Annotated in this window: 16 protein-coding genes; 7 read left to right on the top strand and 9 right to left on the bottom strand. The window is 66.3% G+C overall.

Annotation, left to right across the window (positions count from 1 at the left end; genetic code table 11):
- Window positions 1-20: 20 nt before the first annotated feature.
- Window positions 21-1628: a ribosomal protection-like ABC-F family protein gene (gene abc-f, locus ACFWF1_RS29085; RefSeq protein ID WP_379288317.1), complete on the bottom strand. Its 1608-nt coding sequence runs from the start codon at window positions 1626-1628 to the stop codon at window positions 21-23.
- A 157-nt stretch (window positions 1629-1785) separates the two neighbouring features.
- Here abc-f and ACFWF1_RS29080 point away from each other — a divergent pair, with 157 nt between their 5' ends.
- A complete protein-coding gene (locus tag ACFWF1_RS29080; protein ID WP_379288318.1) occupies window positions 1786-2415 on the top strand; it encodes a TetR/AcrR family transcriptional regulator in 630 nt (209 codons plus the stop codon).
- A gap of 83 nt (window positions 2416-2498) precedes the next feature.
- Here the strand turns inward: ACFWF1_RS29080 and ACFWF1_RS29075 are convergent, their stop codons facing one another.
- The gene (locus ACFWF1_RS29075; RefSeq protein WP_379288319.1) at window positions 2499-3074 is read right to left on the bottom strand and encodes a TetR/AcrR family transcriptional regulator C-terminal domain-containing protein; all 576 of its coding nucleotides are present in this window, start codon (window positions 3072-3074) and stop codon (window positions 2499-2501) included.
- Between the two features lie 70 nt (window positions 3075-3144).
- On the opposite strand from ACFWF1_RS29075, the gene ACFWF1_RS29070 reads away from it, so the two are divergent.
- Complete coding sequence (locus tag ACFWF1_RS29070) at window positions 3145-4413, top strand: FAD-dependent oxidoreductase (RefSeq protein WP_379288321.1); 1269 nt, start codon at window positions 3145-3147, stop codon at window positions 4411-4413.
- On the opposite strand, the gene ACFWF1_RS29065 is transcribed toward ACFWF1_RS29070, so the two are convergent.
- Window positions 4399-5025: a TetR/AcrR family transcriptional regulator gene (locus tag ACFWF1_RS29065; RefSeq protein WP_379288323.1), complete on the bottom strand. Its 627-nt coding sequence runs from the start codon at window positions 5023-5025 to the stop codon at window positions 4399-4401. The two genes, ACFWF1_RS29070 and ACFWF1_RS29065, sit on opposite strands and share 15 nt — an antisense overlap.
- Before the next feature lie 82 nt (window positions 5026-5107).
- On the opposite strand from ACFWF1_RS29065, the gene ACFWF1_RS29060 reads away from it, so the two are divergent.
- Window positions 5108-6079 carry a zinc-binding dehydrogenase gene (locus ACFWF1_RS29060; RefSeq protein ID WP_379288325.1) on the top strand — a complete coding sequence of 324 codons (972 nt, stop codon included), beginning with the start codon at window positions 5108-5110 and terminating at the stop codon, window positions 6077-6079.
- 110 nt (window positions 6080-6189) lie between these two features.
- Window positions 6190-6618: an NUDIX domain-containing protein gene (locus ACFWF1_RS29055; RefSeq protein WP_379288327.1), complete on the top strand. Its 429-nt coding sequence runs from the start codon at window positions 6190-6192 to the stop codon at window positions 6616-6618.
- Window positions 6619-6735: 117 nt separating this feature from the next.
- On the opposite strand, the gene ACFWF1_RS29050 is transcribed toward ACFWF1_RS29055, so the two are convergent.
- The 4 genes from ACFWF1_RS29050 to ACFWF1_RS29035 all read right to left on the bottom strand — a co-directional run bounded on the left by ACFWF1_RS29050 (window position 6736) and on the right by ACFWF1_RS29035 (window position 9787).
- Complete coding sequence (locus tag ACFWF1_RS29050; RefSeq protein ID WP_379288329.1) at window positions 6736-7122, bottom strand: VOC family protein; 387 nt, start codon at window positions 7120-7122, stop codon at window positions 6736-6738.
- Between the two features lie 82 nt (window positions 7123-7204).
- Window positions 7205-7732, bottom strand: coding sequence for a GtrA family protein (locus ACFWF1_RS29045; protein ID WP_379288330.1), 528 nt, complete (start codon window positions 7730-7732; stop codon window positions 7205-7207).
- Between the two features lie 142 nt (window positions 7733-7874).
- Window positions 7875-8978 carry a serine hydrolase domain-containing protein gene (locus tag ACFWF1_RS29040; protein ID WP_379288332.1) on the bottom strand — a complete coding sequence of 368 codons (1104 nt, stop codon included), beginning with the start codon at window positions 8976-8978 and terminating at the stop codon, window positions 7875-7877.
- A 128-nt stretch (window positions 8979-9106) separates the two neighbouring features.
- The gene (locus tag ACFWF1_RS29035) at window positions 9107-9787 is read right to left on the bottom strand and encodes a nitroreductase (RefSeq protein WP_379288334.1); all 681 of its coding nucleotides are present in this window, start codon (window positions 9785-9787) and stop codon (window positions 9107-9109) included.
- A gap of 101 nt (window positions 9788-9888) precedes the next feature.
- Here ACFWF1_RS29035 and ACFWF1_RS29030 point away from each other — a divergent pair, with 101 nt between their 5' ends.
- Window positions 9889-10473, top strand: coding sequence for a TetR/AcrR family transcriptional regulator (locus tag ACFWF1_RS29030; protein WP_379288335.1), 585 nt, complete (start codon window positions 9889-9891; stop codon window positions 10471-10473).
- A gap of 3 nt (window positions 10474-10476) precedes the next feature.
- Here the strand turns inward: ACFWF1_RS29030 and ACFWF1_RS29025 are convergent, their stop codons facing one another.
- Window positions 10477-10851, bottom strand: coding sequence for a hypothetical protein (locus ACFWF1_RS29025; RefSeq protein ID WP_379288336.1), 375 nt, complete (start codon window positions 10849-10851; stop codon window positions 10477-10479).
- A 237-nt stretch (window positions 10852-11088) separates the two neighbouring features.
- Complete coding sequence (locus tag ACFWF1_RS29020) at window positions 11089-11802, bottom strand: helix-turn-helix transcriptional regulator (RefSeq protein ID WP_379288338.1); 714 nt, start codon at window positions 11800-11802, stop codon at window positions 11089-11091.
- A gap of 368 nt (window positions 11803-12170) precedes the next feature.
- Between ACFWF1_RS29020 and ACFWF1_RS29015 the strand changes: the two genes are divergently transcribed.
- The gene (locus tag ACFWF1_RS29015; RefSeq protein WP_379288340.1) at window positions 12171-13754 is read left to right on the top strand and encodes a sugar ABC transporter ATP-binding protein; all 1584 of its coding nucleotides are present in this window, start codon (window positions 12171-12173) and stop codon (window positions 13752-13754) included.
- Window positions 13751-14881 (top strand): ABC transporter permease, encoded by a 1131-nt coding sequence (locus ACFWF1_RS29010; RefSeq protein WP_379288342.1) that lies wholly within the window; start codon window positions 13751-13753, stop codon window positions 14879-14881. Before ACFWF1_RS29015 ends, ACFWF1_RS29010 begins: the two co-directional genes overlap by 4 nt.
- The last annotated feature ends 55 nt before the right edge of the window (window positions 14882-14936 follow it).

Raw genomic sequence — 14936 nt, 5'->3', positions numbered from 1 at the left:
GGTGCGTGGATGATCGGATGTCAAACGGACGCCGAAGCGCGCAGGTCGAGTCGGGCGCCGCGCCAGCGGGTGCGCAGTCGACGATCGTGGCTGACGATGACGAGGGCGCCCCGGTATTCGGCCAGCGCGGTTTCCAGCTCCTCGACGAGACCAGGCGACAGGTGATTGGTGGGCTCGTCGAGCAGCAGCACATCGACGGGCTCAGTTACCAACCGCGCCAAGGCAAGTCGCTGCCGCTGCCCGGTGGACAGGTTCTCGACGCGTATCGAGAACTGAGCGCGATCGAACAGGCCCAGCGACGACAATCGTTCGGCGTGCTCGTCGGCTTGCCCTGCGCGGCCGCGGGCGAAGGCCGCCAACAGCGTGTCCCCGGGTTCGGCGGGACGCGGCTCTTGGGCGAGGTAACCGACTGTCCCACTGCGGGTTACGGTGCCGTCGTCCGGGACGAGCACACCGGCCAGCACACGCAGCAACGTGGACTTGCCCGCACCGTTCGGGCCGGTGATCAGCAAGCGATCACCTGCGTCGAGCGTGACACTCGTCCGATCGAGCCTGCCCGCGACCGCGATATCGGTGGCGTCGAGCACGCTGCCCCGCACCTGACCGGCTCGCACAGCGGGAGCGAAACGCAGCGGTTCCGGCGGCGCAGGCACCGGGTCGGCGAGCAAGCGGCGCAGCCGTTCCTCGGCATTGCGGACCCGGCTGGCCAGCGACTGCTGCACCCGTCCCCCGGCCCGATCGTAGGCCATCTTGTTGTTGTCCTTCATCGCCCGGCCCGGCGCGACGTCACGCGCCGTGGTGGCGGCGACCTCGCGCAGCCGATCGGCATCGGCCTGCCACTGCGCGTGCGCCTGTGCCCACCGCTGCCGCGCCGCCGCCTTCTCGGTCAGGAATCCCGCATAACCGTTGCCGTAGCGGATAACTCGCTGCCGGTCCGCGTCGACCTCCAGGAGGCTGGTCGCGACCCGTTCGAGGAAGACCCGGTCGTGCGAGACCGTCACCGTGGTGCCGCGGCGGGCGCGCAGATGGTCTTCCAGCCAGGTCAGGGCGTCGTCGTCGAGGTGGTTGGTCGGCTCGTCCAGCAACAGCACCTCGGTGCCTGCCGCCAGCACCGCGGCCAGGCGCAGCCGGACCTGCTCGCCGCCGGACAGTCCGTCGACCGCGCGGTCGCGGTCCACCAGGCCCAAGCCGAGTCCGTGCAGCGCTCGTTCTACCCGAGCGTCGGCATCGTAGCCGCCGCGAAACTCGAAAACGGTTGCCAGTTCGCCATATTCGGCAATCCCCGACTCATCGCCCGCGGCCATCGCGTCTTCGAGGCGGCGCAGCCGCTGTTCGATCGCGCGTAGCTCGCTGAGCGCCCGATCGATGACCTGTTGGACGGTCATCCGCGGCGGCAGCTGCTCGTCCTGGCTGAGGTAGCCGATACCGCCGTCTGCGTGGACGACGATCTCGCCATGGTCGGGCCGCTCCCGCCCGACGAACAGCCGCAGCAGGGTGGTCTTGCCGGATCCGTTCTCGCCGACGATGCCGGTGCGCTCACCGGCGGCCAGCGAACACGTCACCTCATCGAGAACACACTTGCCGTTGTAGGACTTGCTGACCGCGAGCGCGGTGATCTGGGTTCGCATATGCACACTCCGAGGCATTCGAGGAAGACACGGCCATGGGGAACCGCAGGGCCGGGTGAACACTTCGGATGAGCATCGGCTGACCTCACTAGTGCGACGGATGTTGCATTAGCATGGTGCCACAGCCCGCCCCCTTCGAGCAACCGGACAGACGACAATGAGTTCGACACCTGCTGCACCAGCGCCCCGACCTCGGCCCGGTGGCCGAACCGCCCGCATCCGCGACCAAGTCCTCGAGGCCGTCCGCGCCGAACTGACCGAGCACGGGTACGACGCGCTCACCGTGGACACCGTCGCCGCCCGCGCCGGCGTGCACCGCACCACGGTGTATCGCCGCTGGCACGATGTCGGCGGTCTGATCACCGACGTGTTCGACGCGGCGAGCGATATGGAATGGCATCCCAGCGACACCGGCTCACTGCGCGGCGATCTGGCCGCGCTCAATCAGGAGATCCAGGATTCACTGCTCGAGGAACCGTCCTTCGCGGCGGCGCTGATCGCGATCTCATTCCGCTCCGAAGAGGCCGCCGGTGCCTTGCAGCGATTGTGGGAGGGCCGATATACGCAGTGCGAGATCGTCATTCAGCGAGCGATCGAGCGCGGCGAACTCGCGCCGCCGATCGACGCGCGCGCCCTGCTGATCGCCGCTACTGCTCCGATCTACCACCAACTGATACTGCTGCGCACCCCGCCCGATCCACAGCTCCCCGATTACGCGGCCAGAGGTGCCGCGCTCGCCGCACGGGCCGGCGCGTTCACCAACCCGTCCGCGACGGATGCACCCTGACTTCTCAGGCGCTCAATTGACAATCCACGAGCCCTTCGACATACGAACGAGTTCGACTGCCGCGCAACGAGACTCACGTCTAACTAAGCGCGCTCGACCTGCCACGCCAAGCCGTCCACGATGAGCGCCAGCCCCGCCTCGAACGCCGCCTCGGGATCAAACTGCGGCAGCTCCGCCAGATCGTCTGCGCTGCGACCGATTTCAGCGTCCGCCTGCTCTTCCAACACCGCACCAACCGTGTAACGCCCCGCAGCCAACATCGCCATCTGCGCATCCCGCTCCGGCACGCCGGACGCGATCAGAAACGCCATCTTCTGCGCAAGCCGGTCGAGATCCGTTGCCCCAGGCCGACTTCCGGCGTGCAGGCGAGCCCCGTCGCGACGCATCAGCAGCGTCCGCCGGAAGCTGCGCATGTTCTCGAGGAACCACGCACGCCAGTCGTCGGCGGGCGTCGGCAGCGGCTCCGCCGTGTGCGGCGCCATCGCGGCCTCGGCCATCGCGCCGAGCAGGTCCTCCTTCTTGCGGAAGTGGTAGTAGAGCGACGGCTGCTCGACGTTCAGTCGCTTCGCCAGCTGCCGCGTACTGACGGCGTCCAGCCCGACCTCGTCCAGCAGATCGAGCGCCTCGGCGATGACATTTTCCCGGTTCAGCTTGGCCACATTGACAATCTATCAGCGATAGGCAACCATGTAAAAAGTCAACCTATCATCGATAGAAAAGGAGGCTGACATGGCCTTCGAATCAACAGCTCCGTCCCTGAAAGTGCTCATCTGCGGCGGCGGCATCGCCGGGCAGGCACTGGCCTTCTGGCTCGCCCGCGGCGGGCACCAGGTCACCGTCGTCGAACGCTTCCCCGCACTCCGCGCCACCGGCGCGCAGGTCGACCTGCGCGGCCAGGGCATCGACGCCATCGAACGGATGGGCCTGCTCGAGATCGTCCGCAGCAAGCTCGTGGACGAAGCGGGCGTCTCGTTCGTGAACGCCCAGGGCAAAACGCGCGGGACGATCATGGCCAACACCTCCGGCCAGGGTCGGCAGACGCTGACGTCGGAGTACGAGATCATGCGCGGCGACCTGGTCCGCCTCCTGCACGACGCGACGAACGACGACGTGAACTATGTCTTCGGCGTGCGCGTCGACCGCTTCCAGCAGCACGACGAGCGCGTCGTCGCCCACTTCTCCGACGGCACGTCCGGCGAATTCGACCTGCTGGTCGGCGCGGACGGCCAGGGATCACGCATCCGTCGAGCCATCCTGCCCTACGATTCCGCCGACCCGTACTGGCCGGTGGGCATCCACATGGCTTACTGGTTCATTCCGCGCATCGCCTCGGACGGCAACATCCGCGACACCTACCATGCCCCGCGCGGCCGAATGATCATGCGCCGCAGCCACAATCCGGCCGAGACCCAGGTCTATTTCGTCCTGCGGGAAACGTCCGAGGAAGCCTCGGCCATCCACCGCGAGCCGGTCGAACGTCAGAAGCAGTTCTGGACCGAGAAGTTCCGCGATGCGGGCTGGCAGACCGAGCGGTTCCTCGAAGGCATGGAGACGACCGAAAGCTTCTACTCGCAGGAGGTTCTGCAGGTGCGCACGGACACCTGGTCCAAGGGCCGCGTCGCTTTGGTCGGCGATGCCGCGCACTGCGCGTCCCCCTACAGCGGCATGGGCGTCTCCGGCGCGTTGGTCGGCGCGTACGTCCTGGCGGGCGAGATCAACCGGCATCCGCACGACCTGTCTGGCGCTTTGGCGAACTACGACACCGTGCTGCGGCCGTTCGTCGACGAGATCCAGGCCACCGTGAAACCAGGCCTGCTGCGACTCGGCATGCCGACACACCAGCTCGGCATCGACGCCTTCCACGCCCTCACAACCGTGGCTTGCTCGCTGCACATCCCTGAGCTCGTCGCGAGGTTCGCGAAAGAGGACCGAGGGGGTGCCTGGCCGATCCCGGACTACCCGGAACTCGCGGAAGCGACGAGATCACTTGGGCCATAACGGAGTCAATCGTGGCACCGGCGGCAGCGGCGTGGACACGGGGGAGACTTCGAAGGCCTGGATCAGCAGCGCGGCGAAGCGCCGGGAGGCGGCGACTCGGGCCGCCGGTGTGCTCGCTTGAATGCCGTTGTTGGCCATGATCATCAGGATCAGGTCGTCCAGCACGATCTCGGGGCGCAGGCGACCGGTGTCCTTGGCGTGGCGGATCAGCTCGGCGGCGCCGGTCAGCGAGGACGTGCGGATCGCGGCGAAGTCCATCGCGTGCGGGAAGGTGGACATGAAGGCCGCGGTGAAGCCCTGGTCGCGGGCCTGCAGTTCACAGAGATTCTCGACCGCGCGGCAGAAGCCGTGCCAGGGATCCGGGTCGGCGAGTCCGTCATCGACGATGGACCGGCAGGCGCGCATCTGGTCGGTGAACGCCTCGGCGACCAGCAGCTCCTTGGTCGGGAAATGCCGGTAGAGGGTGGCGGGCCCGACGCCGGCGCGGCGGGCGATCTCCCGGATCGGCACGTCGAGGCCGTCGGTGACGAACACCGCGCGAGCCTCCTCGAGGATGCGTTCGCGGTTGTCCCGAGCATCCGAACGCAAGGTGTGAGGCAAACGAGTGGTCACCTCTCTCACTTTAGCTAAACGGACGGTGGTGTCCGTTACGGTCCGCTGGTCAGCTTCGCTCGAAAAGAACACGGAGACACCAGTGAAAGCAGTGATGGCCCAAACATTCGGCGGTCCGGAGACCCTCACGGTCGTCGACCTCCCCGACCCGAAACCAGGCGTCGACGAAGTGCTGATCGCGACCGAGGCGAGCGGCGTCGGCGGCGTCGACGCCCTGATCCGAAGTGGCGCGCTGGCCGCCTACGGAGCTGAGCCGGGTCGCATCCCCGGCCAAGAGGTCGCGGGCACCGTGTCCGAAGTAGGTGACGGCGTCGACCCGACGTGGATCGGTCAGCGCGTGTGGGGGTTCACCGGGGTGAACGGCGGCTACGCCGAGCGCGCTATCGCCGCGGCCGAAACCCTCGTCCCCATCCCGGAAACCTTGTCGTCCGTTGCCGCAGTGACACTCGGCAGCTCCGCCATGGTGGCCCACTTCGCTTTGCGCCATGCCCATTTCGCGCGCGGCGAGTCGGTATTGGTGCGCGGCGCAGCCGGCGGCATCGGCGTCATGGTGGTCCAGCTCGCAGCGCGTGGCGGCGCCAGCGCAGTCGCGGTAACCACCTCGTCGGCCGAACGCGGCGATCGCCTACGCAAGCTCGGCGCGACCCATGTGCTCGACCGCGCCGGGCACGGCGAAAACGACGCTCCCACAGCCTATGACGTAATAATCGACATCGTCGCCGGCCCAGACCTGCCATCCTTCTTCACCAAACTCGAGCCCAACGGCCGCATGGTGGTCGTCGGCGCAATGGCAGGCATGCCACCTGCCGACTTCGGCGCACCGATGATCCCCCGCTTCCAAAAGTCCCTGTCCTTCGCCACTTTCAGCGCCGACACCGTCTCCCTACCCGACCGCCGCACCGCAACCGCCGAACTCTTCGCCGCCGCCACCCGCAACGAACTCGAAGCAGTTGTCCACGAGATACTTTCCCTGAACCAGGCCGTACTGGCCCACCAAAAAATGGAAGCAGGCAAGGTTTTCGGCAGAATCGCCCTCACCCCAACGTCAAGTTAGCCGTCGCGTTCTCCCGCCACCCCTAGCGGTGCAGGCCAGTGGGGTGTCCACTGGCAAACCGTCAACGCCGACCAGCAGCTCCTAGGCGATGGCGGTGCTAGCGTCGCGGCATGACTGCCTTCGGTTACGTGCCGCACATGTACTCGATTTCAGTTAAAGGCGTGGTTGTCCGCGACGGTCAGGTGCTGCTGCTGAAGAACGAGCGCGAGGAATGGGAATTGCCGGGCGGCAGAATCGAACCCAACGAAACGCCTGAGGAATGCGTGGCTCGGGAGATCACCGAGGAGACGCAGTGGCCGGTTACCACCGGGCCAATTCTCGACTCATGGATCTACTACATCAGCTCGGTTGAGAAGCATGTGTTCATCGTGACGTACGGCTGTTACCCGGACACCGACGCGGAGCCGATCTTGTCGCACGAGCACAAGGAGGTCGGGCTGTTCGGTGCAGACGAGGTAGCGGGCTTGAACATGCCGGAAGGCTACAAGCGATCCATCACGACTTGGTTCGCCCAACTCCGTGCAGCGGAGAACATCTAGAGGGACACAGTGCGCCGCCGATCGAATTGTCGTGCGGCGACGGGGTTCCCGGACGCGGGGGTACAAGTGGGGCGGTGTCGAACATGCCACGCGGGTATCCGCTTTCGACTGCGGTGATCAGGGGTGGCGGCTGGCGAGGACGCAGAACTCGTTGCCCTCCGGGTCGAGCAGGACGACCCAGCTCACCTTGCCTTGGCCGATGTCGGCAGGTCGGGCCCCTAGGTCGAGCAGGCGGCGGACCTCTTCGTCCTGTTCTCGGTCGGTGGGGTTGACGTCGAGGTGTAGCCGGTTCTTGACGGTCTTGCCTTCGGGCACGCGGGCGAAGGTCAACGTCGGCGGGACCGGGCCGGGACGGGCCTTGCCCTCCGGCATCAGCGGGGAGCCGATGGTGACGAGTCCGTCCTCTTCGTCCTGCACCTCGTAACCGAGTACCGCACACCAGAACTGGGCGAGGCCGAGGGGATCGGCGCAGTCGATCGCAAGCTCGGTGAACTTGCTGGTCATCAGGACCTCCCGGTAGCGGGTCCGTCGACGCGTGCGACGGCCCACCCGGCAGCTTATCCATGGTGCTGCGCGACAGGGCATTTCAGAAGACGAAACCCCGCAGCGCCACGAAGCGCATGCCGCCGACCGCCGCCATGATGGCGATTACCGCACTCGCCTGCGCGAGCGAGCCGAGCCCGGGCGCCCAGAACGCGAGCCCGGCCAAGGCCGCCGTGCTGATCAGCAGGCCGATCAGCGCTAGTCCCCCGCCTTCCCACTGCGCGGTGAACCAGCCGACCCGGCCGGCCGCGCGAAAGGTGAGCTGCCGGTGCAGTTCGTTCGCGATCACCGTGCTGACGATCGAGCCTGCGATATTGGCGACCAGCGGTCCGGTCCCGCTCAGCATCATGAACAGCAGCACATAGGAAATGTTGCTGACACCGCCGACCAGCGCGAAGCGGATCAGCTGCGCGACGGCGTGATCACCACGCAGATACCGCCTCACGCGAGCGCGCCGGTCGAGCCATTCCGCGCGCAACACCGGGTACGCACCGAGATCGATGCGGTCGAGGATCGAGGTGTCCTCGTAGGCGTTCCGCATCCCGGAAGTGGCGATTGCTGTGCTGTTCACGTGAATACCGTCGCTGTCCCGGCTTACACCGCGCTGTCACCGAACTGACATGCCCTGACATGGCACTAGGCACCCGCGCCGTCAGCTCGGCGAAGCGCGCTTCACCGAGGCGACGATTTGTACGGGAATGAACAGGTCGCGGCTAGTGCCCGAGCCGACTCCGCCCGAACACCTCGTCGACAAGTCGCTTCGTCGCCGTCTGGAATGCCGCCGACAGCGACAGGTCGGCGTCGTCGACATAGTTCAATGCGGCGGTCAGTGTCGTACTGCCATCGGGCGTGCTGTACATCAGCGCCCCGTTCCCCGCGATGCCACCGTTGTGCGTGATGACGGTGCCACCGTGACCGGTGTCCTGCACGAAAACCCCCAGCCCATAACCGACTTTGGGATGCGGTGTGAACATCTCGGCCAGCAGCGGCGCAGGCAGCAGTTTGCCGTCCACCAGCGCGGAAATGAAGGTGTGCAGATCCGCAGTGGTCGAGATCATGTCACCGCCCGCCGAGATCCACGAGGGATTCTGGCTGGTGACGTCGACCGTCTTCTCTTGGCCCCCTTCCACATACCGGTAGTAGGCGTGCGCATGCGGTTCGGGAAGCTCCGTCGAGGTCCCCGGCACCACGGTGCCCGACAACCCGAGCGGACCCAGGATCCGCTGCTGCGTCTCCTCGGCAATCGGTCGGCCGGTGACCTTTTCGATCAACAGCCTGGCCAGTACGTAGTTGGTGTTGGCGTAACTCCAGTCCGTCCCGGGCTCGAATCGCGCGGGCTTGGCCAACGCCAGCCGCACCAGTTCCTCGGGCTGATACGTCTTGAACCGGTTGTCCACCCACTCCTGCCCGGCCCAGGTGATACCGGGTGCGAACGTCCCGTCCTCGTAGTACTCGCCGGTGAAATTGAAGATGCCGCTGGTGTGCTGCAATAGCATTCGCACGGTGATCCGCCGGTCCAGCCCGAACTCGGGCAGGTAGTCCGCTGCCGGAGCGTCCAGCTCGATCGTGCCCTCGGCCACCAATTGCAGCACCAGGGTCGCGGTGAAAGTCTTGGTGTTGCTGCCGATCCGGACATGGCCATTCGTGGACGGCCGCGCCGCTGCGCCGAGCTCGCTCACCCCGGCGCTGCCGGCCCATGCACCCCGCTCGTCGTGCACCCGCAGCGTCAACCCGACGAAACCGGTCTCGACGATCTCCTCGATGAGCTGCTGCAATTCCGGGCGATCCGGTACGGCCGTTGGGGATTGGATGTTCATGGTCCCGTCTTTCTCTGGTATCGCGCTCGGGCGAACATTTCCGCCCGAGCACCCAGAATCGCCGCCGCCCGACCACCGAACAACGATGAATCGGGCAACGTCGCATTAACCGCGGAGTTAATAACCGGTCATGAGTGGAATCGGGTCGTCTCGCCGAGCTCGGCGCGCGGCACGGTGACGGTGTTGGCCGCGGCGGACTGGTCGGCGTAGCCGAAAGAGATGCCCAGCAGGATCTTTCGGTCCTGAATGCCGAGCTCGGCACGGATGGTGTCGGCGTAGAAGCTCAGCAATCCTTGCGGGCAGCTCGCTATGCCGTACGCGGTCATGGCCAGCATGAGTGTCTGCGCGTAGATGCCGACGTCGGCGGCCATCCGCACCTCCGCGTTGGGGGCGGTGAACAGCAGCGCGACGTGTGGCGCACCGTAGAAGCGCAGGCTTTTGGCGTTGTAGGCGTCTCGTGCGGCGTGGTCGTCGCGCGCGATCCCGACGGCCGAGTACAGCCGCTCGCCCGCGCACTGCCGTCGCCGCTGATACGTACCGCGGTAGAGGTCGTCGCTGTAGGGGAAGTCGAGCGAGGTGTTGTTGCGGGCGTGCGCGGCCACCAGCGCCGCGCCGAGTCGGTCGCGGGCCGCGCCGCTGACCACCTCGACGTGCCATGGCTGGGTGTTGGAGTTGGAAGGGGCCGCGCCGGCCAGGGAGAAGACGGCTCGCAGCGTGTCCTCGGGCACCGGGTCGGGACGAAACGCACGGGTGGCACGTCGTCCCCGGATCAGGTGTTCGGCGTATTCGGGCTGGTAATCGGTGTTCATCGCCTCACGTCCATGCAGTCTTAAGTAAACGATTTTGTTTACCTAGCGATGGACCATAGTCGAGAAATGCGCCGAGGTAAACGGCGACGTATACTTAAGGCGTGGTCGAAGAACAAGAAACTGCCCGTCGTCGCGGGCGCGGGGCACGAGAGCGCATCCTGGCCGCGGCCACCACCCTGTTCGAGACACAGGGGATCACCACCACGGGCATGGAGCAGGTGGCCACGCGGGCCCCGGTCTCCAAACGCACGCTCTACCTACACTTTCCGACCAAGGATCAGCTGGTGGTGGCGTACCTGCGCCACCTCGTCGAGGCCGGACACACGATGGACAGCGTGCTCGATCGGCAGGATCTGCCGCCCAGACAGCGACTGCTGGAGTTGTTCACCGTGCCGGACCCCGGCACGGGGCCCATCCGAGGCTGTCCGTTCATCGATGCCGCCGCCGAGTTCCCCGATCCCGACAGCGCGGTGCACGCCTACACGCGGCAGCAGAAACAGCGCTTCACCGAACGCGTCATCGATCAGGTGCGGCAACTCGGTGCGACCCACCCCGACGCACTCGGTGAGCAACTCGCGATTCTCGCCGACGGAGTCGCCAGCCGCTCGATGGTGTTCAACGACCCCGCGTGCGGCAAACACGCGCGCGCCGCCGCGGCGGCGTTGCTCGACGCCGCCACCGCGTGAGGCCTAGCCCAGCCACTGATTACACACGTGGATCGACAGCGGATCCTCGACGCCGACGTCGTCAGCGGTGGATCGGCATACCGCACTCAGCGCGACACAGGCGGCCAGCTCGAGACCGCGCTGTTCGGTGATGGTGAGAAACGGAAAGTCGTCCTCCGGGTGCGCCAGCGCGGACCAATCGCGAATGAACGCCGCCTTCATCTGCTCGCCGCCGAACTCGACGGACTCGATGCTGATGTAGCGGTCGAGGAATCGCTGTCCGATCAAGCCGACGCTGTGCAGCACATGAATCGCCGCGCGATCGGTGATCGAACCGGATACCAAAGCGCCACCCTCCAGTAGGTCCCGCAGTTCTTCGGCGGTATATCCGTCAGTCATTTGTCCTCCCCTGCGCGGCCGGTGATCGTCCCGCGAGCACCGATCACCGAACCGCGCCTCGACAACCTCATTCACATTCGGCGACTTTGTCATTGGAATCCACAGGACAGGCATTGGGACAGCAAACTTGACGTCGAAGCCGAAATCCCCCATTCCTGTCCTCCCCTCCGCTCATCCAAGCTGTCGCCGCACACCCATCATCCGGTGCGGGCGGCCGCGATGGCTTGGACAAACCTGCTACGACTCGACGCTGAACGCCATCTCGCTGATCAACACGGCCGGCGAGATGCCGAATGTCTTGTTGCACACGCGCGTGAAGTGCGCACCGTCGAAGAATCCCGCCGCATGCGCGGCCTCGGTGAGGTTGCGCCCGAGCGCGATTTCGTCGATCGCCCGAGTCATCCGCAACCACCGCACGTAGGGCCGGAACGCGAGCCCGAGTTCCTCCGAGAAGAGATGAGAGAGCCTGCTCTCGGACAACCCGACCGCACCGGCCAACTCCCGCAACCGAACCGGTCCGGCCGCGATGCGCTCCGGTAACAGGCACAACGCCGAGGAGAGCGCGGGATGTCGCATCGGCTTGACGGTCGAGCGCACATACGGCAATCCGTCTGCCCACCAACCACCTTTGCCCAGCCCGGCCAGCAGCGCGTCGCCCGCCTCGACCCACGCCGCGGCGGATTTCGGCTGCACCACCATCCGGCTCAGCTCGACGCCGTCTTCGGATTCAGCGGCGAGATGGACCATTTCGCCTTCTTCTACGCCTTGCAGCAACGCATGGCCGATATCCGGTGGAATCACCATCGCGCGACACACCACCTCCGTTCCCGCGGTATCCGACACGACGAACTCGCCGCGCCGGGCGACCATCACCTGAACCGAATGATGGGCATGCATCGCCGCCACCGACAATCCGCCGCGATAGGACAGCACACCCGGCCGGATAGTCATCTCACCAAAACATGACAAGATTCAATCCCCCTTCGCTGAATTCCTCACTGCCACAATCACGTTAGCGCTGTCAGAATACCTCTTTCAGCACTCCCCCAGTGGTGCTCTCGCCGAGGCATGACGCGTCGATGACAGTCCGGTTACCGTCGACACGGGCGCGCCGACCCGAAGTAACCGTCGCTCGCCCGCCCCCGGATTTTGCTGGCACTCAATGACCTTGACGGCTGACGAGTCGAAATTTACGGTAGCAGAGTTCGATTTCTGAGACCGATGTCACACTGAGTGGAGCAGTCACCGTTCGCGGCGGCACCCACCGGTCGACGAAGGGGAGGGGGTCAGGTGGCACGCATCGGACTACACGCAATCCCATGACCAGCACCGACGCTCGCCCGCCGCTGCTCGCGATGACCGGCATCGTCAAGGAATTCCCCGGCGTGAAGGCGCTGCGCGGCGTGCGACTGACGCTGCGCGGTGGCGAGGTGGTCGCGCTGCTCGGCGAGAACGGCGCGGGCAAATCGACCTTGATGAACGTCCTCGCGGGCGTCTTCGCCCCCGACGCGGGCAGCATCGAAATCGACGGCACCCCGGTGCATTTGCGCTCCCCCAAGGACGCCACCCGGCACGGCATCGCGATGATCCACCAGGAACTGAACCTGGTGCCGGAGCTGTCGATCGCCGACAACATCTTCCTCGGCCAGGAACGACGCACCCGCCGCGGCACCTTGGACCGCACCGACATGGAGGCGCAGACCCGCCGCCTGCTGGCCAGGGTCGGCCTGGAATTGACGCCGCGCAGGCTGGTTCGGCAATGCCGCCTCGCCGAACAACAGCTCATCGAGGTCGCGAAGGCGCTCAACCATGACCTGAAGGTGCTGGTAATGGACGAGCCCACCTCCGCGCTCACCGAGTCGGAGGTGGCGCGGCTGTTCACCGTCATCCGGAACCTGACCGGACACGGCGTCGGCGTCGTCTATATCTCGCACCGGCTCGAGGAGCTGGAGGAAATCGCCGACACCGTCACGGTATTGCGCGACGGTGCCTATGTCGGCCAGCGATCGATGCGGACCACGCACCGCGCCGAACTCATTCAGCTGATGGTCGGCCGCCCGCTCGGTGAGCTGTTCCCGCGCCGCGCCGAACAACACCAGGGCGGACAGGTCTGCCTGACCGTCCGCGATCTGACGACCACGCCAACCGCCGGTAGCGACGCAGTGCCGTTGCACGACTTGTCGTTCGAGGTGGCCGAGGGCGAAATCGTCGGGCTGGCAGGCCTGATGGGGGCAGGCCGCAGCGAGGTACTCGAAGCCGTCTACGGCGCGGGCACCGGCGTCAGCGCGACGATCGAACTGATGGGCCGTCGCTATCGGCCGCGCAGTCCGCGCCGCGCCATCGCGCACGGCATCGCCCTCGTCGCCGAGGACCGCAAGGCGCAGAGCCTGATGCTCGCCAACAGCGTGCGCTTCAACGCCTCGCTGGCCGCGCTGAACCGCTACCTGCGCCCGTGGGGCACGGTCGACAGTAAACGGGAACGCGCTGCGGTCGCGGCGAAAGTGACTGAGCTGAAGGTGAAGACGCCGTCGCTCGCCACCACCGTCGCCACCCTGTCCGGCGGCAACCAGCAGAAGGTCGTGCTGGCCAAATGCCTGCTCACCCAGCCGTCGGTGCTGCTCATGGACGAGCCGACCCGCGGCATCGACGTCGGCGCGAAGGCCGAGGTGCACGCCCTGATGGACCAGCTCGCGCGGCAGGGCACGGCGATCCTCGCGGTGTCCTCCGAACTGCTCGAACTGATCGGCATGTGCGACCGCATCCTGGTGCTCTGCGAGGGACGCCTCACCGGGGAGTTCCACCGGGATCCCGCCCGGGGCGCGCCGTTCGATCAGGAAGCGATTCTCGCGGCGGCGATGGCCAGGGCGCCCGCCATCCGCACCCGGCGAGAGGACCACGCATGACCGACCCGCTGCCCACCGATGACCAGGGTTCCCGCGCGGCGCGCGGGTGGTCGCGGCTGACCCGGCTGACGCCGTATCTCGGTGCGGCCCAAGGATATATCGGCCTGCTGCTGGTGATCGTCATCGGGATCAGTACCAAGGGGCAGTACTTCTGGAACCAGACCAACATCACCAACGCCATCACCGCGTTCTCCTCGCGCGGCATTCTCGCGGTCGGGGTCACCCTGGTGATCATCACGGCGGGCATCGATCTGTCCGTGGGGTCGATCCTCGGCATCGGCTCGATGACCGCCGCGATGCTGCTGGTCGACCACAATCTCGACCCGTGGTTGATCATTCCGGCCTGCGCGGCGGTCGGGGCGTTCTTCGGGCTATGTAATGGGTTGGGTACCACCGTGTTACGGATCCAGTCCTTTGTCATGACGTTGGCGATGCTGTCGATAGTCCGCGGGATCGATCGGCAGGTTTCCGGCAATGTCGCGGTCGGCACTGCCGTGTACGACGAGAACGGGCACCTCACTCCCACCTCGTCCGAGTTCGCGCTGCTCGGTACGCCCGGCCACACCCTGTTCAAAGGGACCTGGCTGCCGCTGTTCGGTACGTCCGGGATCCCTTATCCGGTACTCGCTCTGGTCGGCGTCTGCATCGTCGCTCAGCTCGTGCTGTCCAAGACCACCTTCGGCCGGCACATCTACGCGGTCGGCGGAAATCCGACTGCCGCAAGACTTTCCGGTGTCAACGTGACGCTGGTCGTGATCGCGGTGTTCACCCTGTCCGGGATGCTCGCCGGATTCGCCGGACCGATCGACGCCGCCTATCGCGCGTCAGGCGACCCACTGGCCGGTGCCGGGTACGAGCTGGACGCCATCGCCGCCGCGGTCATCGGCGGTGCCAGCCTGGCGGGCGGAAAGGGCACCATCACCGGCACTTTCGTCGGGGCGCTCATCCTGACCCTGCTCGACAACGTGCTCGGCCTGAACGCGGTCAGCGACAACCTGCAGCTGATCATCAAGGGCCTGATCGTCGTGGTCGCCGTGGTGCTGCAGCGACCCGGCTTCTTCCGCGGTCTCAGCGGGCCGATCGCGCGGTGGCTACCCCGGCGACCGGAGATCGTCAACCGCGAGTAAGCGAACGGCACCCGATGCCGTTCCCGACCGAGGCCAGTGCGCCGGAGTCCTCCCA

The sequence above is a fragment of the Nocardia sp. NPDC060255 genome (assembly GCF_042727395.1).
Taxonomy (GTDB): Bacteria; Actinomycetota; Actinomycetes; order Mycobacteriales; family Mycobacteriaceae; genus Nocardia.
Note: the sequence above shows the minus strand (reverse complement) of the source record. Positions and strands in the feature narration are given on the sequence as shown.